The following is a 21,590-nucleotide window of genomic DNA, read 5'->3' on the forward strand; positions in this document are numbered from 1 at the left end:
AAAAATGGCGACCCCGACAGGATTCGAACCTGTGACCATTCGCTTAGAAGGCGAATGCTCTATCCAGCTGAGCTACGGGGCCGTCGGCGCGTTCGATAGCGGGGCTTTGACCGGCTTGCAATCATGGGCGGCATTGCATTTGCGCGCCGGCCCGATATGCAGGGGCGCATGAGCGATGCGGGGGTAAGGAAAATCGACGCCTATGCGCTGGGTGCGCGCCCATTGCGCTATTTCGATTTCTGCATGGCCGGTTTCGTCGCGATCCTGCTGCTGTCCAACCTGATCGGCGCGGCGAAGCTGTCGACGCTGGGCGGCTTCACCTTTGGCGCGGGCATCCTCTTCTTTCCTTTGGGCTATGTGCTGGGCGACGTGCTGACGGAAGTCTATGGCTATGCGCGGGCGCGGCGATGCGTCTGGGCGGGCTTTGGCGCGATGCTGTTCATGGCGCTGATGAGCTGGGTGGTGGTGAAGCTGCCTCCGGCGGAGGGATGGCCGGACCAGAAGGCCTATGAGGCCGTGTTCGGCAGCACGTGGCGCATCGTCTTCGCCTCCGTCACCGCCTTCTGGGCGGGGGAGTTCGCCAACAGCTTCGTCCTCGCCAAGATGAAGCTGCTGACGCAGGGCAGGCATTTGTGGATGCGGACCATCGGATCGACGGTCGTCGGGCAGGGGGTGGACAGCCTGCTTTTCTATCCGCTCGCCTTTTATGGAGACTGGACCAACGCGCAGGTGGCGACGGTGATGGTCACCAACTGGCTGATGAAGGTGACGTGGGAAGCGGTGCTGACGCCCGTGACCTATGTGGTGGTCAATCGCCTCAAGCGCGCGGAGGGGCTGGACGTCTTCGACGAGGGCACGAATTTCACGCCGTTCCGGGCAAGCCTCTAGGACATGGTGTTCCCGCCTGCGCAGGAGCATGATTACTCGCCCGGGTAACGCGCCCGCACGAAATAGAGTCCGTCGGGCGGCGCGTTCAATCCCAGGGCCGCCCGGTCCTTCGCGTCCCGCGCCGCCTCCAGATCGCCTATCGACCAGCGCCCCATGCCCACCATGGCAAGGCATCCCACCATCGACCGCACCTGATGGTGCAGGAAGGACCGCGCCTCCGCATGGATGGCGAGGCGGTCGCCCGCACGCTCCACATCCAGCCGGTCCAGCGTCTTCACCGGACTTTCCGCCTGGCAGTGGACCGAGCGGAAGGTCGTGAAGTCGTGCCGACCGACCAGCAGTTGCGCGGCCTGCTGCATCGCGCCCGCATCCAGCGGCTGGATCACCCGCCAGACCAGCCCATTTTCCCAGGTCAGCGGCGCGCGGCGGTTGGCGATGCGATAGACATAGGAGCGGCCGGTGCAGGAGAAGCGCGCATGCCAGTCGTCCGCCACGGCCTCGCAGGCAAGGATCGCGACCGGCGCCGGCCGGAGAAGCGCGTTCAGCGCCTCCATCAGGCGGAAGGACGCGATGTCCTTCGCAATGTCGGCATGGGCGCGCATGCCAAGGCCGTGGACGCCCGCATCGGTCCGCCCCGCCGCATGGACCGCGACCTGTTCGCCCGTGACGGCGAAGATGGCGTCCTCCATCGCCTGCTGCACGCTCGGCCCATGGGCCTGCCGCTGCCAGCCCATGAAGGGGCGGCCATCGAATTCGACGGTGAAGGCGAAACGGGTCATGGGGTCAGGCGTCGATCCGGCTGCCGGCGGGCATGTCATAGCCGCGCAGCAATTCGCCCGCCGACATCGCGCCCTTGCCCGCGCGCTGGATCAGCGTCGGGCGGATGCTGCCATGGCCGCAGCCGATCAGCAGGCTGTTGTCGAGCAACTCGCCCGCCGGGCCGTCATTCTCCTCGACATGGGCGGCGAGGATGCGGAACCGTTCGCCGCGATATTCGAAGAAGGCGCCCGGCATGGGGTTGAAGGCGCGCACCTGCCGTTCGACCTGATGCGCGTCGCGGCTGAAATCGATCCGCGATTCCGCCTTTTCGATCTTGGAGGCGTAGGTGACGCCTTCCTCCGGCTGGGCGACAGGCGGGTGGAGGGAGAGGTCGTCCAGCACCTCCACCATCAGTTCCGCGCCGGCTTCGGCCAGTTCCTGCGTCAGCGCGCCGGCGGTCTTGTCCTCTATGGGCGTCACATGCTTGGCGCGCATCGGGCCGGTGTCCAGCCCTGCCTCCATGTCCATGATGGTGACCCCCGTGACATTGTCGCCAGCGAGGATGGCGCGCTGAATCGGCGCAGCGCCGCGCCAGCGAGGCAGGAGGGAGGCGTGGATGTTCATGCAGCCCATGCGCGGCGCCTCCAGGATCGGGCGCGGCAGGATCAGGCCATAGGCGGCGACCACCGCCACATCGGCGTTCAGCGCGGCGAAGGCGGCCTGCACCCCGGCATCCTTCAGCGAAACCGGCGTGCGCGCCTCTATGCCCATTTCCAGCGCCCTCGCATGGACGGGGGACGGACGGAGCGCCTTGCCGCGTCCGGCCGGGCGGGGCGGCTGGCTGTAGGCGGCGACGATGTCATGCCCGGCCTTTGCCAATGCCGCCAGGGCCGGCACGGCGAAATCCGGGGTTCCCATATAAACGATGCGCATGGCGGGCCTTTTGTTGGGTTTCGGCGCCGGCCGGCGCCGCCTCTGAAATGCGCTGGGGGGCGTATTTCCGAAGACGCCTCTCAAACCCCTTGTGCCCACGACTTGCAAGCCCTTATTCCGGTTCCATGGCTTCTCCCGAGATCGAAGCGCTGACGCAGGCGCTGTCCCGCCTGCCCGGCCTTGGCCCGCGTTCGGCGCGGCGTGCCGTGCTGCACCTGCTCAAGAAGCGGGAATCCGCGCTGGAGCCGCTGCTGCGCGCCCTGGATGCGGTGAACGAACGGCTGGTGACATGCAGCCTGTGCGGCAATGTCGATACCGTCGATCCCTGCGGCATCTGCGCCGATCCGCGCCGGGATGCGCGGGCGCTTTGCGTCGTGGAGGATGTTGCGGACCTGTGGGCGCTCGATAAGTCGCGACTGTTCCCGGGGCGATTCCATGTGCTGGGCGGTCGGCTGTCTGCGCTGGAAGGCGTGCGTCCGGAGGACCTGTCCATCGATGCGCTGGTCGCGCGGGTGGAGGCCGGCGGCATAGACGAGGTGGTGTTGGCGATGAACGCGACGCTGGAGGGACAGACCACCGCCCATTATCTGGCCGAACGGCTGGAGCGTTTTCCCGTGCGCCTGACGCAACTGGCGCATGGCGTGCCGGTGGGCGGGGAACTGGACTATCTGGACGAGGGGACATTGGCCCAGGCGCTGAGGGCGCGGCGCCCCGTCGGGTGAATGTGGCGGTCGCTTGAAATTTTCCGGCCGTCCGATTATTTTGGTTCCATGGCCATTCTTCCTATCCTGGAGGCGCCCGATCCGCGCCTGCGTACCATCTCGTCTCCGGTGGAGGCGATCGATGACGAATTGCAGCGTCTGATCGACGACATGTTCGAAACCATGTACGACGCGCCGGGCATCGGCCTGGCCGCGATCCAGGTGGGCGTACCCAAGCGGGTGCTGGTGATCGACCTGCAGGAACCCGAATCCGATGAGGAGGGCGCGCCGCCGGTCAGGAAGCCGATGGTGTTCATCAATCCGGAAATCCTGGAAGGATCGGAGGACCTGTCGGTCTATAATGAGGGCTGCCTGTCCGTCCCCGACCAGTTTGCGGAAGTGGAGCGGCCGGCGAGCATCCGCGCGAGCTGGATGGACAGGGACGGACGCATCCATGAGGAGCGGCTGGAAGGGTTGCTGGCCACCTGCCTCCAGCATGAGATGGATCATCTGCAGGGCGTGCTGTTCATCGACCATCTGTCGCGGTTGAAGCGGGACATGCTGATGAAGAAGCTGACCAAGGCGCGCAAGGCGGCCTGATCCCAGCGGCAGAGCTAGAGCGTCTTCCAAGCAGATGGAATCATCTGCTGACTCGGAAAACGCGACAAAACAAAAACTGAGAGCAGTCGAGCCGATGCAATCGGATCGGAATCTGCTCTAAAACGAAATGCCCCGGCCTTGGCCGGGGCATTTCGTTTTTGGGCGGGAGGCGGAGGGTGAGCGCGAGCGTAGCGAGTTTCCGGCCTGGCCGTTGGGAATCTCCGCAGATGTCGCGCTGGCTCACCCCCTCCCGCCCGCGGAGGGGGAATGGCTGGCTTCATCCAAAAAGAGGTCAGCCGATCAGCGCATGGGCGTCCATGTCTGGGTCTTGCAAAACATCATGATGCAACCCTGCACCTTCAACGTGCCGTCGCCGTTTCGGCTGACCTTGCTGTTATAGGTCTTGCCGCGTTCCGGATCGTAGATCGACCCTTTCCACAGATCGCCCGCGTCGGCAAAGCCGGTGAGCAGCGCCAGACCGGTCAGCGGCTTGCCGCGCTGGGCCGGATCGGGGTTCTTGATGTCGGTCTGGGGGCGGCCGGGGGTGGGTTTCACGATCTTTTCTATCCGCCCGCAGAGCGTCTTGCCGCAGGGGGCGATCTGGACGATGGCCTTGCCGTCGACCGTGGCCCAGCGGCCTGTGATGGGCTGGGCGGCCTGCGCGGGCAGGGCGGCGAACAGGGGCAGGATGGGCAGCGCGGCGCGGGCGGCGATGCGGGTGATGGCGACCATGGACCTCTCCGGTTTTGCGTCTTTGCAAAAGGGGATAGGGCAGGATCGGCCGCTTCGCCAAGGCGGAAAATCAGCGGCTTTCGCGGGCGTTCGAAGGGACGCTACGGCAACGCGCCTGCGCCCCTTCAAAATTTTAGAAGGCCTGGCTGATCGAGCAGGCGGCCGGACCCAGGATGACGACGAACAGGGTCGGCAGGATGAAGAGAATCAGCGGCACGGTCATGATCGCGGGCAGGCGCGCGGCCTTTTCCTCGGCACGCATCATGCGTTCGTGGCGGAATTCGGCGGACAGCACGCGCAGGGCCGAAGCCAGCGGCGTGCCGTATTTTTCCGTCTGGATCATGGTCGTGACCACGCCCTTGATCGCGTCCAGCTTGACGCGGGTGGCCAGGTTCTCGAAGGCCATGCGCCGCTCTGTAAGGAAGCTGAGTTCGATGGCGGTCAGGTGGAATTCATCGCCCAGTTCCGGATAGGCCTTGCCCAGTTCACGGGCGACGCGGCTGAAGGCGGCGTCGACGGTCAATCCAGCCTCGGCGCAGATCACCAGCAGGTCCAGCGCGTCCGGCAGCCCCTTGCGGATCGCGGCGGAACGCTTCTGGATCTTGTTGTCGATGAAGATGTCGGGCGCCTTGTAGGACAGCAGCAACGCGCCGGCGAACGCCATGAAGCGCTTCGCGCCGCCCCATTCGGGGAAGATGCCCACAGCATAGAGCAGCAGCGCCGCCATGCCGCCGATGACGATCGGCAGGATCATGCGGCCGAAGATCACCGCGACCGCCCAGTCCTTCGACCGGATGCCGGCCTGGGCCAGCTTGATCTGCGCTTCCTTGAGCTGATCGTCCTGCAGCACCTTCAGGCTGGAGAGGAGCGACCGCATCTGGTCGGTCGTCTGGTTCTTCTTCACCAGCTTGGCGCGGCGGCGCGCGGTGGAGGCGGTGATGCCGGCCTTCAGCTGTTCGCGCCGTTCGTTGAGCGCCTTGACGCGCTTTGCCATCGGATCGCGCACGGTCATGACCGCATAAAGCGCGAACAGCGTCGCCAGTGTCGCCAGGGCGGCGAGCAGCGTGCCGAAATCAGTGGCGGTCAGGCCGAAGAGGGTGCCGGCGGGGACGGGTGTGCTTTCCATCTTGTCGGCTTCCTCAGATTTCGAAGTTGATCATCTGCGCCATGATGAAGGCGCCGATCGCCATCCAGCACATGCCGCCGATGCCGACCACCTGCATGGTCGAAAGGCCGAATATCCCGGCTGGGTCGGGCGTGAAGAAGGGGGACATGTAATCGTAGTTGATGTAGCAGATCAGGCCGAATACCGTGAAAGGCAGCACGCCGATAATATAGGCCGACGCCTTGGATTCCGAGGACATCGCCCGGATCTTGAGCTTCATCTGCGCGCGCTGGCGCAGCACGTTGGCGAGGTTGGACAGGGTTTCCGCCAGATTGCCGCCGGTTTCGCGCTGGATCGCCAGGCTGATGACGAAGAATTGGAACTCGGGCGTGCCCAGCCGGTCGGCGGTCTCCTGCAACGCCTGATCCATGGTCTTGCCGATCTTGATGCGTTCGGTGATCAGCTTGAATTCCTCGCCCACCGGTCCCGGCACTTCGCTCGACACGACGTTCAGCGTCTCGGCAATGGGAAGGCCCGAGCGCAGGCCCCGGGTCAGCAGTTCCAATGCGTCTGGAAACTTGGCGTTGAATTTCAGCACGCGGCCCTTGATGAGCCGGCTGATCCACATATGCGGCAGGCCAAGCCCCGCCGCGAGGCCCAGCATCACGGCGAACAGCGGCGGGAATCCGCGCAGCATCAGCACGGCGGACAGCAGCAGGAAGATCACGGCGCAGGCGGTCATATACTGGCTGACGGTCCATTTCTTGCCGGTCATGCGGATACGCTTGGCGAGGTTTTCCGGATTGGGCACCAGGGACACCAGCATCGACGATTCATTGCCGGCCGGGCGGTTCGAGATCGCCTTGCGCATGCGCGCTTCCAATATGACGTCGGTGGAATCGCTGTGCCGGCCGCGGATCAGTTCCATGCGGCGCTTCTGCGCCTTTTCGGGCGACGGGCCGCCAAAGGCCATGACGATCAGGCCCAGCATGGTTGCGAGCAGCACCGCCATCAGGATGATATTGCCGTTCATGTGCCTGCCCGTTTCTTATCCGGTTCCATCAAAGCGGCCATGCCGCCCCCAGGCGGCACGGCCCATCCTGTTCAGGCCGAAGCCTTGCCCTTGCGGCGCGAAGGGATCATGCTCTTGAGATCGCTGATCTTCCCCAGCAGGGAATCGCCCTTCTTCGACGAGGTCGCGCGGCCTTCATCGGCTTCCGCCTCCTCCGCCGCGCCCAATACCGCATCCAGCAGGGTGTTGCAGGCGGCCCCGACCTTGCTGCCCTTGGCCGTCTCCGCCAGCGTCTTGCCCAGCTTGGCGGCCTGCGAGGCGACCTTGAGGTCGAAGGGGATCAGCACGTCCACCTTGCGCTCGATCGACTGTTCGAAATCCTTGCGGCTGATTTCCGGCGCGCCGGGGTGGACGCGGTTGGCGACCACCAGCACGCGCGACTGCGGGGCGTTGGTCTTGAGCCAGGACAGGATGCGGATCGAATCCCGCGCCGCCGCCAGCGTCAGTTCCGTGACCACGACGGTGACGTTCACGTCGCTCATCAGATGCGGATGCTGGATCAGCATGGCGCGCGGCAGGTCGATGACGCTGCATTCGAAAGCCGCGCGGAACTCCTCCAGCAACTGGTAGAAGGCGCCGCCGTCGGTCAGCAGGGGCTGGCTGATCGGCGCTTCGGCCGACAGGATCGCCAGCGTGTCGCTCGCGCGCACCATCGCGCGTTCGATGAACAGACCGTCGATGCGGCTGGGATTTTCGATGGCGTCGGTCAGGCCGCGCCCCGGCTCCAGGTCCATCGCCAGCGCGTTGGTGCCGAAATGGACGTCCAGGTCGAGAAGGGCGGTCGGGCGCTGCCTCTTGTCGCTGAGCAGCCAGGCGAGCGAGGTTGCCAAGCTGGACGCGCCCACGCCGCCGCGCGTGCCGATGACCGCCGTGGTCATGTGCGGCCGTTCCGGCCCCGCATCGCGTGGCGCGAAGAATACGGCCTGCGCCTGCGCCAGCGCGTCGCGCAACTGGTCCGCGCCGAAGGGCTTCAGCAGATAGTCCTGGATGCCGCTGGCCAGCAGGTCGCGATATAGGCGCACGTCATTGACCTGGCCTGCCGCGATGACGACCGTGCCGGGTTCGCACACTTCGGCAAGGCTGTTGATGTCGTTCAGCGGATCGCCGCTTTCCGACATGTCGATGAACAGGATCTGCGGCGAAGCGGTGATCGACAGGGACTGCACGGCGTTGCGCATGCCGCCCTTGTTCACCTTTTCCGGCGCCCAGCCCATTTCCGCCGCGACGACGCGCAGCAGGTCAAAACTGTGATCGTCGCAGACGAAGGCATGGAAGGGGTCACGCTGGCCGGATGCGCCGGGTTTCCAGGGTGCGTTCATGTCAATTGCCTCCCGACAGGGTCTTGAGGTCGCCGGAACCGGTCGGCGCCTTTTCGCGATAGGTCGAAATCGCGCGGTTGGACGTGGCGGTGCGCAGGTCGCTGTCGGTGGTCTGGCCGCGCACCAGATCCTCCGGATTGGCGATCATCGCGGCCAGATTGCCGTTCACGCCGCAGCCGAAATTGGTCGATGCGCCCAGTTGCTGGTCGGTTTCCGGCTTGTCCGACCAGTCGGGGCAGCCGGGCACGCGGGCGGTGGCGCGGCGCACGATCAGGCGCACGGCGCCCTGCGGCGCGGTGCCGGCGACGGCGGTGCCGTCTTCGCCCACCAGCATGCCGTGCCGCGCCACCACATCGGCTATGCCTTCGCGCAGGGCAGGGCTGTAATAGCCCGCATCCGTCGCCACGGCGACCTGATCGCCATAGCCAAGGCCGATGGAAACGAACCAGTCGTCCAGCCGGCGCGCCTCCGATGCGGTGAGGCCGCCATCGGGGGCCGCCTGCACATCATAGGTGAAGGCGGTGTGGCTGACGACCGGCTGATGGACCGACTGCACGCCGCGATTGGCGGCCTGGTCGGTCTGGCAGCCGGCGAGCGGCAGGGCCATCAGCGCGAGCGCGCCAAGGCGGACAAGGCCGGGGAGGACGGGGGTCTTGCGAGACTGGAAAGTCATGTCTTTCGTCCTTCGGATCAGAAGCTGAAGCCGGGCGCGGCGTCCTTCGAACGCTTGCCGGTGTCACGAGAGGCAACCGGCGGCAGAGCGGCGGAGCTTTGCGGACCCGGCGCGGGCGCCGGAGCGCCCGGCGCGCGGCTCGGCATGGGGGAGCGGGCCCCGCTGACGCCGTCGTGCATCTGCTGCAGGAAGAGTCCCTGACCTTCATTGGCGTTGCGGAACCCGTCCGTCGGCAGGCGCACGTCCGAAGCATTCATCGGCTTCACCAGATAGGGGGTGACGAGAATAACGAGTTCCGTCTCGTTGCGCTGGAAGCTGCGCGACTTGAAGAGGCTCCCCAAGATCGGCAGATTGCCCAGGCCGGGAACCTTGTTGATATTGTTCGCCGTTTCGCTGCTCAAAAGCCCCGCGATCATGAAGGCCTGACCTGAACCCAGTTCCACCGTCGTTTCGGCGGTGCGGCTCTTGAGGGCCGGAACGCTGGAATCAACGGAGAAGTCCAAGCTCGACACGGTTGGGCGGACACGCAGCGAAATGCGGCCATCAGCAAGTACGGTTGGTGTAAAGGCCAACTGCACGCCATATTGCTTGAACTCGATGCTGTTACCCTGCGTGCCATTGCTGATTGTGTAGGGATATTCGCCGCCTGCCAGGAAGCTGGCGGTTTCACCCGAGAGCGAGGTCAGGTTGGGTTGGGCCAAGGTGGTGGCAAGACCACTCGATTCCGCAAGGTCCAGAGCGGCACCGATGTCCATGCCCAGGATACGGGCGACGCCGCCGAGCGTGTAGCTGCCATCGTAGAGGTTGTTGAACGTCCCGCCGCCATCGGCATTGAAGGTCAGCGGATTACGGATGCCGCCGCCAATATTGCCGACGACCTTGCCCAGTCCAGGATCGCGGGAGGCAAGGCTGATGCCGATCTTATGGCCAACATCCTTGCTGACTTCGGCAATCTTGACCTGCAGGTTGACTTGAAGCGGCGTCGCGGTGCGCAGGCGGCTGACCACGGTCACTTCCTTGCCGACGAAGGCCTGGGTCAGCCTTTCGGCCTCCGCCGCGTCTTCCGGCGCGGCGATGGTGCCGGTCAGCAGGACCATGCCGTTCATCTTGTTGACGGCGATGTCCGCGTTCGGCATCGCCAGCTTCAGCATGTCGTCGATGCTGGTCAGGTTGTTGCCGACCCGCACCGTCCCGGAAAACAGCACCTTGCCGTTCGTCGCCGTCGCGAAGACGGTGGTTTCGCCCGCCTTCTTCGCGATCAGGTAAAGCTGGTTCTGCGAACGGACATGAACGTCGACCACATCCGGATCGCCGATCACCACGTCCGACATCTTGGCCGGCAGGTTGATGACCTTGCTGCCGCCCACGGAGAGCAGGATCGCATTGTCCTGCATGGAGGCGGGCGCGGCGTTGAGCGCGGTGGTCGGCGCGGCAGCGGCTGCAACCGCCAGGCCGAGCGCGATGGCGGGGCCGAGCAGCGGCTTGGCCGCAAGAGCCGAGAGGGTGTGCGGCCTGGCCGCACGGGTGTGAACAGTGAACCCCTTCATCTTACTTCCCCCCGACCGGAACGACGGTCACGCTGGTTCCGCGGGCGACGCGGATCACCGGCCCCTGGCCGACAATGCCTCCGCCGACCGGCGCGCCGATGACGGGAGCGCCGCCAGCAGCCATGGCCTGCAAAGGCTTGGCGGGGACGCTGCTGCGCTGATAGCGCGAGACGTCGGCGCCTGTGGAATAGGTGCTGCCCTTGTCGACCGGGCGAGCGGCGATGCTGGCCAGCAGCTTCTTTTCCGCATTGGGATTGCTGCCGTCCGGCAGGTCGACGTCGCTGCCGGCAATGGCCGCGTCCAGTTCGGAACTGTTGTCCGCGAGCGAGCGCAGCGAGAGCGAGAGCGAGCCGATGGTCTGGGCCACCGCGATCTTCTCCGCAATCTTCGGCGTCACTTCGATGGTGACGTTGGAATAGGTCTGAACCACCGGCTTGCCGTCGGCGCCCAGCGCGTCCATGCGCTGGTCGGTGGCGAGCACGCGCAGATTGCGCAGGATGGTTTCGGAGACCTTGAGCGGTTCGCCTTCGCCGCCGCCGCTGACGCTCTGCGTCAGCATCAGGTCGACGCGGTCGCCCGGAAAGACGAAGCCTGCCACTGAATTCTGCGCCGACACCGGCACGGTCACGGCGCGCATGCCCGGCCCGAGGGCCGCGGCCAGGAAACCGCGATCGCCCGGCTTGATCACCGACCCCAGGGTCATCGGCTGGCCGGCGGAAATGGCGGTGCGGATGACGCTGCCCACCAGCTTCTGCGGATCGGCCTGGCCCTTGATATAATAGGCCTGCTCGACCAGATCCTTGGGCCAGGGCTGGAAGCGGAAGCTCTCCGCATCCAGGATGGTGCCCACCGGCAGGGCCTTGGTCGCGACCAGCACATGGGGCTGGTCAGCCTCGACCGGCATGGACGAGGCGCCCGCTTGCGGTGCGCTCGACGAACTCAGCATGTTGCGTGCAAGCAGGGCTGTAGTGACCGCTATGATCAGCGCCCCCACCAGCAGCACGATCTTCTTGGCATCCATGATGAAATTCGCCTCCCTCAATCGGACGAGTTGCGCCCGAGCCCCCGTTTATTCACGCAAATTGGTTAATATATCGTTCGCCAAGCAGCCAAAGCGCTGCGAACGAGATGGCGATGCCATAGGGGATTTGCGGCTGGCCCAGCCGCCGGGTCATGCGATGGTGCACGACGGTCACGATGGTGACGATGCCCCCCAGCACCGCCATCAGCATCAGCATCGACAGGGTCGCCTGCCAGGGAAACCAGAGCGCCAGCGCGCCCAGCAGCTTCACGTCGCCGCCGCCCATGCAGCCGAGCGCGAACAGGGCGGCGAACGCCATGAACACGATCAGCGCCACCAGCAGCTGCACCGCCATGCCCGGCCAGAAGGGCAGGCCGCAGGCCAGCCACCAGAGCGGCGCCAGCGCGGCCACCGTCAGGTTGAGCCGGTTGGAGATGATGCGCGACCGCAGATCGGTGACGGACGCCACGATCAGCAGCACTGTCAGGGCGCCGATCAGCGCCATTTGGAAAATATCCCCCGTCATGGGTTCGAAACTATAGACCGCATGGCTTACCAAAGCGTAACCATGCGGCGCATGGATTCGCCCCGTTTCGTTCCCGTTGCCTTCGACCGGCGCGCCTGGCCGATGGACGGGCGGCTCGATTACTGGACCGCGCCCGATGGCTGGCGCCTTCGCCGCTACCGGCTGGGCGAAGGTGGTCGCGGCCGGATGCTGGTGCTGGGTGGACGCGGCGACATGATCGAGAAATATCTTGAGGTCATCCGCCACTGGGCTGACCGGGACTGGGCGGTCACCGGCTTCGACTGGCGCGGTCAGGGCGGATCGGGCCGCACGACCGGCGATCCGCTATGCGGCCATATCGACGATTTCGGACAGTGGATCGCCGACCTTGAAGCCTTCGCCACCGATTGGCGCGGGCAGGGGGTGGGGCCGAGCGTGATCGTCGGTCACAGCATGGGCGGCCATCTGTTGCTGCGCGCGCTGGCGGAGGGGATGGCTCCGCCCGATGCCGCCGTGACGGTTGCGCCGATGATGGGACTGCACACCGCGCCCCTGCCGCGCTGGCTGGCGGTGGCCATTGCCGAAGCGATGTGCGCCCTGGGCTTTGCCGAAAAGCAGGCGTGGACGCAGAAGGAGGAGTCGGAACGCCAGCGGCGCATGCGGCAGAAGCGGCTGACCCACGATCCCGAACGCTATGCCGATGAGCTGTGGTGGCGCGATCATAGCAGGGAGGTGGCGCTGGGCCCGCCGAGCTGGAAATGGGTGGCGCAGGCGCTGCATTCGACCCGCGCGCTGGAGCAGGGGCGCGCGATCGAGCGGATTGCCGTGCCCTTGCTCATCCTGGCGGCGCGGACCGACCGGCTCGTCTCCACGCCTGCCATCGCGCGGATCGCGGCGCGGATCGCCGGCGCGCGGCTGCATGTCTATGGGCGGGAGGCCGCGCACGAGATATTGCGGGAGCTGGACCCGGTGCGGCTGGATGCCTTGGCGCGGATCGATTGCTTTCTGGATGAAGTCGCCCCCGGCCGGGCCGGACTGGAATGAACCGGCCCGACATCGTGATTGTCGGCGGCGGGATCGCCGGGGCGAGCCTTGGCGCGGTGCTGGCGGACCGTGCCAGCGTGCTGATGCTGGAGATGGAGCCGAGCGCCGGCTATCACGCGACGGGGCGGGCGGTCTCCTTCTGGGAGGAGACCTATGGCGGGCTGGCGGTTCAGCCCCTGACCACGGCGTCGGGACCGATGCTGGCCGCGCCCGATCCGGACTTTTCCGACACCCCTTTCCTGACGCCGCGCCGGACGTTGCATATCGGGCGGGCAGGCGATGCGGCGGCGCGGGACCGCCTGCTGGAGCAGTTCGGCGGCAAGGTGGACCTGGTTCCGGTCGAGCCTGCCGGGCTTGTCCCTGGACTGCGGCCGGAATGGACGCTGGGCGTGCTGGAGCCGGGTGTGCGCGACATCGACGTGGCGGCGTTGCATCAGGCCTGGTTGCGGCTGTTCCGTCGCCTGGGCGGCGAGGTGCGGCTGGCGACGGCGTTGCGGCGTGCCGAGGCGCGGGACGGCGGCTGGCGGGTCGAAACGGACAGGGGCGCGATCGATTGCACCATGATCGTCAACGCGGCGGGGGCCTGGGCGGACGATGTGGCCCGGGCCTGCGGGGTCGTGCCGATTGGCATTGCGCCGCTGCGGCGGACAGTGGTGCAGTTGCGCGTGCCTGCCATGCCTGCGGCCGATCTGCCGCTGGTCATGGACCTTGCCTCGCAATTCTATTTCAAGCCGGAGGGGGAGGGCCGGGTCTGGCTCACGCCCCATGACGAGGAGCCTTCGCCGCCCTGCGACGCCGCGCCGGAGGAAATGGCGGTGGCGGAAGCGATCGCCCGCTTCGAGGCGGTGGTCGACTGGCCGGTCGAGGCGGTGGAACGCAAATGGGCCGGGCTGCGCAGCTTCTCCCGCGACCGGGCGCCGGTCTATGGCTTCGATCCGGCGGCGCGGGGCTTTTTCTGGTTTGCGGGGCAGGGCGGGTTCGGCATCCAGACCTCGCCCGCTGCGGCCTTGCTGGGCGCTGCCCTTCTCAGGGGAGAGGCTTTGCCGCCGCAGATCATGGGGATCGATCCGGCGCCTTATTCTCCGGCGCGGTTCCGTTAGTTCAGCCTGCTTCCTTCATGCCGGGCTGTGTCAAAACCCGTCGGCTCGCCAGCCCCATCATGGCAAAGCCCGCGATCGCGGCGACGATATTCGCGCTTGCCGCCCCGACCGTGCCATAGATCGGCAACAAGGCCGCCTGCATCCCCAGCAGCAAGGCGGTCGAAACCAGCGTGATGCGCAGCGACAGGCTGGCCCGGTCGGTCGCCATCAGCAGCGGACGATAGCTCACCCCGACCAGGTCGATGCAGGCCGCGATCCCCAGCAGCAGCAGCAGCGGATAGGCCGGCAGAAATGCCTTGCCGGCGATCAGCCCCAGCAGCGGATGGCCGATGGCCAGGATGAGGGCGATGATCACGGCCCCTGCGATCAGCGCCAGCCGGTTGGTCCGCCGGAACAGCGTACCCAGCGCCTCATGGCCATGGCTGGAATGGGTGCGGCTCAGTTCCACGAAGATGCTGCGGGAGAGCAGGCTGGAAATCTTTGTCAGGGAATTGGCGAGCTGGTTGGCAAGCCGGTAGAGGCCAGCCCCCGCCGGTCCCACGAACAGGCCGACCACCAGCACGGCCACCTGCTGGCCCACGGAGGACAGGGTCGTCTGCAAATTGGTGGCGGTGAGAAAGCCGACGATGCCGGGATTTTCCCTGCGCGCGTCCAGCGCCCGGCCGGACCGCCAGCGCCCCAGCCTTTCGCCTCCGACGCGCAGCGCCAGCCACCAATAGCTGATCGCGCACAACAATTCCGCCGCGCCCCAGGCGATCAGGAAGCCGGTGACATCGGGCGTCAGCACCCAGGCCAGCCCGGCGCCGATCATCCGCCCCACCGGGATCATGGTTTCGGCAAAGGCGCCCGAATCGAACCGGTCGAACAGACGCAGAACGCCGGTCGGGCTGGAGCGGATGGTGATCATCATCACCATGCAGAAGATCCAGGCCTGCCACCCCATGCCCGCCGACAATTCCATCAGCGGTCCGAAGGCGAGGATGATGAAGGCCGCGATCAGCCCGCCCGCCACGGCGGAGCCAAGGTCGATCAGGATGCAGAAGCGCAGCACCCGGTTCAGCGCATCGCCGTCGCCCGCGGCCAGATGCGGCTGGCCGTAGCGCACGACGATCTGCCAGCTGTCGAAGCTGACCAGCGTCTTGATGACGTTAGCGGCGCTCAGCACCAGCGCGAACCGGCCGAAATCCGCGACGCCCAGCGTTCGCGTGACGATGGCCAGATAGGCAAGGCTCAGCACCGCGCCCACGCCCTTGCCGCCCAGCAGCCAGCCGGTATTCGCCAGGATGCGGGCGAAGCCTTCCTGAGCGCCACCCGATCCGCGCTTGCTCGTCACTTGGGTTCCGGCCTTTCGATGCAACGCCTTCGCTGGGGCGCGCGCCTATCTAGGATTGGGCCGGGTGTGATGCAACACACCCTGTCCCTCCGCCTGTCTTTGCTTTAATGGCCCGACGCATGACTATCTCGAAAGCCATCATCCTTTCCGCGGGCCAGGGATCGCGCCTGCTTCCGCTGACCCGCGACGTGCCCAAATGCATGATCGACTTCAACGGCCGCACTCTCATCAGCTGGCAGGTCGCCGCGCTGGTGGCCAATGGCGTGACCGACATCGTCGTCGTCACCGGCTTCCGCACGGAACGGGTGGAGGATCACGCGCTGCAACTCTACCGCGACACCGGCGCGCGCATCCGCACTGTCTTCAACCCCTTTTTTCAGGTGGCGGACAATCTCGGCACCTGCTGGATCGTGCGGGAGGAGATGGATCGGGACTTCATCATCCTGAACGGCGACACCATCGTTTCGGACGAGATCGTGGCGAAGCTGATCGCGGGGGCGGAGGACGCCATCACCGTCACCGTGGACGTCAAGCCCGGCGACTATGACGATGACGACATGAAGGTGAACCGGGACGAGACCGGCCGCCTGCTTGCCATCGGCAAGCGGCTGCTGCCCCATGACACCAATGCCGAATCCATCGGCATGCTGGCCTTCAAGGGCGAGGGGCCGGCGATCTTCCGCAACCAGATCGACCAGATGATGCGCACGCCCGAGGGCGTCGAGCGCTGGTATCTGCGCGCCATCGACATCATCGCCAAGGGCAACCGCGTCGGCACCGTCTCCATCGAGGGGCTGGACTGGCAGGAAGTCGACTTCCCGCAGGATGTGGAGGCGGCGAAGACGCTCACCGCCCGCTGGCTGGCCGAGGGGCGTTACGCGAAATAGGGCCTGAGCCAGCCCGTCAGCGCGGCGATCTGATCGGGGTCGAGCTTCACCGCGCTGCCGAGGTCGGGCTGTCCCGGCCATCCGGCGTCCGTTATCCGCAGGCCCTCATGCTCGCGGCTGCCCCCATGGCGGGGCAGCACATGGAAATGGACATGCGGGTCCACCATCATCAGCATCAGATAATTGATCTTCTCATAGCCGACTGCCTCAGTCAGCGCGCTTTCGATCGCCTTGGTCGCGAGGGCCAGTTCGGCATGGGCTTCCGCCGGCAGGTCGCCAAAGGCCGTGGCGTCGGACTTCGCCGCCAGCACCAGCGACCCCAGCGTCGGCTGGGCGGGGCGCAGCAACACCAGCCAATGCGCGAACTCCGCGATCAGGGTCGCGGGATAGCCGAATTTCCCGATGGTCGCGTTCATGCCCTTGCCTCCATCCAACTGACGATGGGCCGCCCGGAGCGCTTCACGCCATAGGCCTGCATCAGCCGCACCGCATGGACGCCCAGCGAGATGATCGTCCACCAGGCGAGCGCGATCAGCCCGATGTCCGGCCGCCCGGCCAGCAGCGCGACGAACAGGATCACCATATTCGGGTTGCGCCGCGCGGTGATCAGCCGGAACCAGCTATCGAACCGGCCCCAGACATGGATGTCCATGCCGAAATCCTTGATGAACATCCCCTCGATCAGCCGCTGGAGCACATAGCCCGCGATCACTGCCGCCATCACCAGCGCGAAGGTCTGCGTCGACAGCGCCAGCCCCCAGGCCGACAGCCCCACGCCCCAGAAATACCACCAGAAGGGCGGATGGATCAGGTCGACGCCATGGTCCGCCACATTGCCCCATTTGGACGAGGTGATGGTGCAGCGGGCCAGCTTCCCGTCCACCGTGTCCAGCACCATGAAGACGAAGCCGGCAAGCATGCCGGTCCAATACAGCCCCTGCGCGAAGAACCAGGTCGCCAATATGCAGAGCGTCGCGCCGATGGCCGTCACCATATTGGGCGTCATGCCGATGGAGGCGGCCAGCCGCGTCAGCCACAGCGCCAATTCGGGCCAGAGATATTTGGTCAGCAGGTCGGTGACGCCCTTATAGGCGCCGAAATAGCTTTGCCGTTCGATGCCGCGCCGGGTCGCGGGCGTCAGTTCCCGGACGAAGGGCTGCTCCAGCTTGCGGAGTTGCCGGTTGTAGAGCTTCCGCCCATCCGACAGATCGACGACATGCGGCGCGCTCAGCGGATCGCTGCCTTCGGGCACCTGCCCGACGATCGGTACCGTGCCCCAGGCGAAGACCGTCCCCGGCTCCTCCAGCACCAGCCGCAGCAGCATCGGATCGAAGGCGTAGCTCAGGTTGAACAGCAGTTCTTGCCCCACCGCCAATGCGCTGCCGTTCTTCGCGGCGCTTTCGGCCATGCGGCGGCAGCGTTCGGCATTGGACATGCCCCAGATGCGGGTCGCATTGTCGCCCAGCAGCCGCACCGGCCCCAGCGCGGTCATGATCGTCTGCGTCATGCGGCGGCAGTCCTTTCGGATTTCCGGGCGAAATCGAGGATGAGGTCGGCCTGCCTTTCGGAAGCAGGCGTGGGCGATCGGTCGATGGAATCGGACATGGCCGCTTCCTGAGCATCAACGAACCCGGCTTGCAAGTCCGCCGCGCGATCAAGCGCCTGTGGCAGGACGCCCATATCCTCGATCACCTGACCCAGCCGCCAATGGGCAAAGGCCTCATCGCCGCGCCAGTCGCGCCGGTCGAGATTGAGGAAGATGCAGGGGCGGGGATGGAGCAGATATTCATAGACCTGACTCGACACGTCGCCCAGATAGACGTCCGCGCTCATCGTATAGCTCATGTCGATGGAATGACGGCTGCCCATGTCGACGCGGATATGGGGCGCCGTCGTGCGGATCGGCGCGGTGCGGCAGGCAAGCTTGGTATGGGGGGCGATGATGACGTTCCACCCCTCCAGCGCTTCCAGCGCCGCCAGCACCTCCGGCCCATGGCAGGGCCAGGACGACAATTGGGCATCGAAATGCGGATTGTAGAGCAGCACCGGCCGGTCATTGTCGAAAAAGCGTTGCCGCGCGGCCTTCAGCTCGAACTTCGCATAGCCGCCGACCGCGCAATCCTGTGCCGTGCAGAGCCCGCGGTCGATCAGCCGCCGCCGGTCCTTCTCGCCCGCGACCAGCGTCAGGTCGAAGGCGGAATGGCGCGCCTTGTACCCGCCCTCCCGGTCGCCCGCGCCATGCTTGATCTGGATCATGCGGGCGGAAAAGCCGGGCATGGTGCGCAGCCAGCCGCTGGAAATCTCCGTCGTCACCAACAGGGGAAAGCGGCGGACCGTCGCATAGTTCAGCATCAGCGTCAGGAAACGCGACGGCTGGCGGAACAGCGAGTCGGGTTGGGCGGGCGGCCTGCGCAGGCGGATGAGGTCCAGCGCGCCTTCCGGATCATAGCTGGCGACCAGATCCAGGATCAGGCGGGAGGGGGAAAGCACATGCACCTTCACCCCCGCCCGGCGCGACAGGGCAAGCGCGGCCGGCAGCCAGTGATAGACCTGATGGGCTTCGGCAATGGCGAGGAAGGCGATGTCGGTCGGCAACGGGCTGGCTCTCCAGGGTGTGCCGCGCCGTAGCGCTCAGGACCGCCACAAATCAAGCAACCCGTTTTTTGCATTGCGTCAGTGCTGGACCTTTGCAGATTTTTTGTTATGCGCAACGCCGACTGAAGGATTATCCGAAGAGGCTTGACGAGCAATGGCCGAATTTTCGCTGCCCAAGAACAGCAAGATCAGCGCCAAGGGCGTAACCCACAAGGCGCCCGACGGCGCGACGAACGTCAAGAGCTTCAAGGTCTATCGCTACGATCCCGACTCCGGGCAGAATCCGCGCTACGACACGTTCGAGATCGATCTCGACAATTGCGGGCCGATGGTTCTGGACGCCCTGCTGAAGATCAAGAATGAATATGATCCGACGCTGACCTTCCGCCGTTCGTGCCGCGAGGGCATTTGCGGTTCCTGCTCGATGAACATGAACGGCCGCAACGGCCTGGCCTGCACCACCTCGATCGAGGAATGCGCGGGCAAGGAAGTGCGCGTCACGCCGCTGCCGCACATGGACGTCATCAAGGATCTGGTCCCCGATTTCACCCATTTCTACGCCCAGTACAACAGCATCAAGCCCTGGCTGCAAACCGTCAGCCCGGCGCCCAGCGGCAAGGAACGGCTCCAGTCGCCCGCCGACCGCGAGAAGCTGGACGGTCTCTATGAGTGCATCCTGTGCGCCTGCTGCTCGACCTCCTGCCCCAGCTACTGGTGGAACAGCGACAAGTTCCTGGGCCCGGCGATCCTGCTCCAGGCCTATCGCTGGCTGGCCGACAGCCGCGACGAATATACCGGCGAGCGTCTGGACGAGCTGGAGGACCCCTTCCGCCTCTATCGCTGCCACACCATCATGAACTGCGCGAATGTCTGCCCCAAGGGCCTGAGCCCGGCCAAGGCGATCGCGGAAACCAAGAAGATGATGGTCGAGCGGCAACTCTGACACGGTGAGCGACGGAGCGGGTCATCTGAGCCCGGTGGCCGAAGGGCCCTGGGCGGGCTGGTCGTGCTGGACCGACACGGCGCCGGGCACGTTCCTCGACTCGGCCATCGGCACCAGCTATTCGCGCAGCGATGCGGCGGGCAGGGCGACGGTCATGCTGGAAAGCCTGCCGTCGCACGCCAACCGGCTGGGGGCGCTGCATGGCGGCTTTCTCGCCGGATTTGCCGATCATGCCTATTTCGCGGCCCTGGCGGCGATGGGGCGCCCGGAACAGGCGGCGGCGGTGACCGTTGACCTCAGCATGCAATATTGTGGCTCCGGAAAGATCGGTCCCGTCCTGCGCGCGGAGGTCGAATTGCTGCGGGAGACGGGGCGGCTGATGTTCCTGCGCCTGACCATTTCCCAGGATGACGACCTGATCGCGGCATCGACCGCGACCGTGCGCAAGGCGCCCGAACCCAAGAAGCCGCTGCCAGGGTGAGCAGCGTCATCGCCCGTTACGACGCGCTCGTGACCGCGGGCGAATTGCGGCCCGACCCCGACCAGCGGGCGGCGGCGATGCGCCTGGACCTGCTCCAGCAGGAACTGGAGGCGTCGCCGCCGCGCGGTTCGACCTTGTGGAGGCTGCTGCGAAAGGCGCCGGAACCGCCGCGCGGCCTTTACATGTGGGGCGGCGTCGGGCGCGGCAAGTCGATGCTGATGGACCTGTTCTTCGACACGGTGCATGTCCAGCGCAAGAAGCGCGCCCATTTCCACGAATTCATGCTCGATGTCCATGCCCGGCTGGCTGAGGCGCGCAAGTCGGAGACGGGCGACCCGATCCCCCCGGTCGTCGAGTCGCTGGCGGAGGAGGCGCGGCTGCTCTGTTTCGACGAGATGGTCGTCAACAATATGGCCGATGCCGCGATCATGTCGCGGCTTTTTACTGGTTTGCTGGAAAAGCGGGTGACGATCGTCACCACCTCCAACCGCGAGCCGGACGAACTCTACAAGAACGGTCTCAACCGCCAGCTTTTCCTGCCCTTCATCGACCTCATCAAGGCGAAGCTGGACGTCATGACCCTGAACGGTCCGACGGACTATCGCCGTGATCGCCTGGGCGATGCGACCCTGTGGCACGCGCCCAACGGTCCGGAAGCGACCAGGGCGCTGTCGGAAGCCTTTTTCCGCCTGACCGACTATCCGGTCGAAGACCGGGCGAAGGTTCCGGCCGAGGACATCAAGGTGCAGGGCGGCCGGACGCTGCATGTGCCCAAGAGCCTGAAGGGCGTCGCCGTCTTTTCCTTCAAGCGCCTCTGCGTCGAGGCGCGGGGCGCGCCGGACTATCTGGCGATCGCCCGCAAATATCACACCGTCATCATCGTCGGCATCCCGGTGTTGGGGCCGGAGAAACGCAATGAGGCCGCGCGTTTCGTGACGCTGATCGACGCGCTCTACGAATATAAGGTGAAACTGCTCGCCTCCGCCGATGCGGAACCGGCGCGTCTATACCCGGAGGGCGATGGCGCGTTCGAGTTCGAGCGCACCGTATCCCGCCTGATGGAAATGCAGTCCGACGACTATCTGGCGCTGGGCCACGGCGAGAAATAATCTCGCTCCGTCGAATTCGCCATTGTCCGCTCTGGAAAAAAGGGTCCGCACGCTCCCATTGAAGGGAGGCGTGCGGCAGGTGGCCGCTGTGGGGAAGGGCCATGCGCCAGGGTAGGAGCGCGTGGGCGACAGAGGCGAAACGGCTATTAATGAAATTGCGAATGAATTGCAAAGATAAATTGGCATGCGGGCCTTTGCGCGGTTGAAACCTAGGGCGGATAGGCCTAAGCGCACTTTCAGTTC

Annotated in this window: 23 protein-coding genes and 1 tRNA gene; 9 read left to right on the forward strand and 15 right to left on the reverse strand. The window is 65.8% G+C overall.

Features of this window, described 5'->3' with window-relative positions; genetic code table 11:
• Window positions 1–5: 5 nt before the first annotated feature.
• Window positions 6–82, reverse strand: a tRNA-Arg gene (locus tag TZ53_RS14730).
• Between the two features lie 86 nt (window positions 83–168).
• On the opposite strand from TZ53_RS14730, the gene TZ53_RS14735 reads away from it, so the two are divergent.
• Window positions 169–888 carry a queuosine precursor transporter gene (locus tag TZ53_RS14735; protein ID WP_025550419.1) on the forward strand — a complete coding sequence of 240 codons (720 nt, stop codon included), beginning with the start codon at window positions 169–171 and terminating at the stop codon, window positions 886–888.
• A gap of 32 nt (window positions 889–920) precedes the next feature.
• Here the strand turns inward: TZ53_RS14735 and truA are convergent, their stop codons facing one another.
• Both truA and fmt read right to left on the reverse strand, forming a co-directional pair.
• Window positions 921–1,667: a tRNA pseudouridine(38-40) synthase TruA gene (truA, locus tag TZ53_RS14740; RefSeq protein ID WP_044661767.1), complete on the reverse strand. Its 747-nt coding sequence runs from the start codon at window positions 1,665–1,667 to the stop codon at window positions 921–923.
• A gap of 4 nt (window positions 1,668–1,671) precedes the next feature.
• The gene (gene fmt, locus TZ53_RS14745; protein WP_044661768.1) at window positions 1,672–2,580 is read right to left on the reverse strand and encodes a methionyl-tRNA formyltransferase; all 909 of its coding nucleotides are present in this window, start codon (window positions 2,578–2,580) and stop codon (window positions 1,672–1,674) included.
• A gap of 125 nt (window positions 2,581–2,705) precedes the next feature.
• Here fmt and recR point away from each other — a divergent pair, with 125 nt between their 5' ends.
• Window positions 2,706–3,302: a recombination mediator RecR gene (recR, locus tag TZ53_RS14750; RefSeq protein WP_044661769.1), complete on the forward strand. Its 597-nt coding sequence runs from the start codon at window positions 2,706–2,708 to the stop codon at window positions 3,300–3,302.
• 48 nt (window positions 3,303–3,350) lie between these two features.
• A complete protein-coding gene (def, locus tag TZ53_RS14755; RefSeq protein WP_044663069.1) occupies window positions 3,351–3,881 on the forward strand; it encodes a peptide deformylase in 531 nt (176 codons plus the stop codon).
• Between the two features lie 300 nt (window positions 3,882–4,181).
• Here def and TZ53_RS14760 read toward each other — a convergent pair whose 3' ends face one another.
• From TZ53_RS14760 to TZ53_RS14795, 8 genes are all read right to left on the reverse strand, one after another.
• Window positions 4,182–4,613, reverse strand: a complete 432-nt coding sequence (locus tag TZ53_RS14760) for a DUF2147 domain-containing protein (protein WP_044661770.1) — start codon at window positions 4,611–4,613, stop codon at window positions 4,182–4,184.
• Between the two features lie 133 nt (window positions 4,614–4,746).
• A complete protein-coding gene (locus TZ53_RS14765) occupies window positions 4,747–5,739 on the reverse strand; it encodes a type II secretion system F family protein (protein ID WP_025547806.1) in 993 nt (330 codons plus the stop codon).
• 13 nt (window positions 5,740–5,752) lie between these two features.
• Entirely contained in the window at window positions 5,753–6,751 is a 999-nt protein-coding gene (locus TZ53_RS14770; RefSeq protein ID WP_044661771.1) for a type II secretion system F family protein, read from the reverse strand.
• Between the two features lie 71 nt (window positions 6,752–6,822).
• Window positions 6,823–8,109 (reverse strand): pilus assembly protein CpaE, encoded by a 1,287-nt coding sequence (locus tag TZ53_RS14775; protein WP_044661772.1) that lies wholly within the window; start codon window positions 8,107–8,109, stop codon window positions 6,823–6,825.
• A 1-nt stretch (window position 8,110) separates the two neighbouring features.
• Entirely contained in the window at window positions 8,111–8,782 is a 672-nt protein-coding gene (locus TZ53_RS14780) for a CpaD family pilus assembly protein (RefSeq protein ID WP_044661773.1), read from the reverse strand.
• 17 nt (window positions 8,783–8,799) lie between these two features.
• Window positions 8,800–10,329 (reverse strand): type II and III secretion system protein family protein, encoded by a 1,530-nt coding sequence (locus TZ53_RS14785; RefSeq protein ID WP_044661774.1) that lies wholly within the window; start codon window positions 10,327–10,329, stop codon window positions 8,800–8,802.
• Window position 10,330: 1 nt separating this feature from the next.
• Window positions 10,331–11,350: a Flp pilus assembly protein CpaB gene (gene cpaB / locus TZ53_RS14790; RefSeq protein WP_025547811.1), complete on the reverse strand. Its 1,020-nt coding sequence runs from the start codon at window positions 11,348–11,350 to the stop codon at window positions 10,331–10,333.
• A gap of 52 nt (window positions 11,351–11,402) precedes the next feature.
• The gene (locus TZ53_RS14795; RefSeq protein ID WP_025547813.1) at window positions 11,403–11,876 is read right to left on the reverse strand and encodes an A24 family peptidase; all 474 of its coding nucleotides are present in this window, start codon (window positions 11,874–11,876) and stop codon (window positions 11,403–11,405) included.
• Between the two features lie 42 nt (window positions 11,877–11,918).
• On the opposite strand from TZ53_RS14795, the gene TZ53_RS14800 reads away from it, so the two are divergent.
• Together TZ53_RS14800 and TZ53_RS14805 are read left to right on the forward strand one after the other, a co-directional pair.
• Window positions 11,919–12,899, forward strand: a complete 981-nt coding sequence (locus tag TZ53_RS14800) for an alpha/beta hydrolase (RefSeq protein WP_083199215.1) — start codon at window positions 11,919–11,921, stop codon at window positions 12,897–12,899.
• Window positions 12,896–13,999 (forward strand): NAD(P)/FAD-dependent oxidoreductase, encoded by a 1,104-nt coding sequence (locus tag TZ53_RS14805; RefSeq protein ID WP_025547816.1) that lies wholly within the window; start codon window positions 12,896–12,898, stop codon window positions 13,997–13,999. Before TZ53_RS14800 ends, TZ53_RS14805 begins: the two co-directional genes overlap by 4 nt.
• A gap of 1 nt (window position 14,000) precedes the next feature.
• Here the strand turns inward: TZ53_RS14805 and TZ53_RS14810 are convergent, their stop codons facing one another.
• On the reverse strand, window positions 14,001–15,332 hold the full coding sequence (locus TZ53_RS14810; protein WP_044661775.1) for a lipopolysaccharide biosynthesis protein: 1,332 nt from the start codon (window positions 15,330–15,332) through the stop codon (window positions 14,001–14,003).
• Window positions 15,333–15,451: 119 nt separating this feature from the next.
• Between TZ53_RS14810 and TZ53_RS14815 the strand changes: the two genes are divergently transcribed.
• Window positions 15,452–16,219: a phosphocholine cytidylyltransferase family protein gene (locus TZ53_RS14815; protein ID WP_044661776.1), complete on the forward strand. Its 768-nt coding sequence runs from the start codon at window positions 15,452–15,454 to the stop codon at window positions 16,217–16,219.
• On the opposite strand, the gene TZ53_RS14820 is transcribed toward TZ53_RS14815, so the two are convergent.
• From TZ53_RS14820 to TZ53_RS14830, 3 genes are read right to left on the reverse strand one after another with little or no spacing between them, the layout of a single operon-like run.
• The gene (locus tag TZ53_RS14820; RefSeq protein WP_044661777.1) at window positions 16,207–16,635 is read right to left on the reverse strand and encodes an HIT family protein; all 429 of its coding nucleotides are present in this window, start codon (window positions 16,633–16,635) and stop codon (window positions 16,207–16,209) included. The genes TZ53_RS14815 and TZ53_RS14820 overlap by 13 nt on opposite strands.
• The gene (locus TZ53_RS14825; protein ID WP_044661778.1) at window positions 16,632–17,726 is read right to left on the reverse strand and encodes a CDP-alcohol phosphatidyltransferase family protein; all 1,095 of its coding nucleotides are present in this window, start codon (window positions 17,724–17,726) and stop codon (window positions 16,632–16,634) included. The genes TZ53_RS14820 and TZ53_RS14825 overlap by 4 nt, the downstream gene beginning before the upstream one ends.
• A complete protein-coding gene (locus TZ53_RS14830) occupies window positions 17,723–18,814 on the reverse strand; it encodes a hypothetical protein (protein ID WP_044661779.1) in 1,092 nt (363 codons plus the stop codon). The genes TZ53_RS14825 and TZ53_RS14830 overlap by 4 nt, the downstream gene beginning before the upstream one ends.
• A 154-nt stretch (window positions 18,815–18,968) precedes the next feature.
• On the opposite strand from TZ53_RS14830, the gene TZ53_RS14835 reads away from it, so the two are divergent.
• Genes TZ53_RS14835 through zapE form a run of 3 tightly spaced genes read left to right on the forward strand, consistent with a single transcriptional unit; the run spans window position 18,969 to window position 21,347 of the window.
• On the forward strand, window positions 18,969–19,757 hold the full coding sequence (locus tag TZ53_RS14835; RefSeq protein WP_025547823.1) for a succinate dehydrogenase iron-sulfur subunit: 789 nt from the start codon (window positions 18,969–18,971) through the stop codon (window positions 19,755–19,757).
• Between the two features lie 34 nt (window positions 19,758–19,791).
• Complete coding sequence (locus TZ53_RS14840; protein WP_044663071.1) at window positions 19,792–20,238, forward strand: PaaI family thioesterase; 447 nt, start codon at window positions 19,792–19,794, stop codon at window positions 20,236–20,238.
• Window positions 20,235–21,347: a cell division protein ZapE gene (gene zapE / locus TZ53_RS14845; protein WP_044661780.1), complete on the forward strand. Its 1,113-nt coding sequence runs from the start codon at window positions 20,235–20,237 to the stop codon at window positions 21,345–21,347. Before TZ53_RS14840 ends, zapE begins: the two co-directional genes overlap by 4 nt.
• Window positions 21,348–21,590: the final 243 nt, after the last annotated feature.

Origin of the sequence: Sphingobium sp. YBL2 (assembly GCF_000943805.1) — a bacterium.
In the GTDB taxonomy this organism is placed as follows: domain Bacteria; phylum Pseudomonadota; class Alphaproteobacteria; order Sphingomonadales; family Sphingomonadaceae; genus Sphingobium; species Sphingobium fuliginis.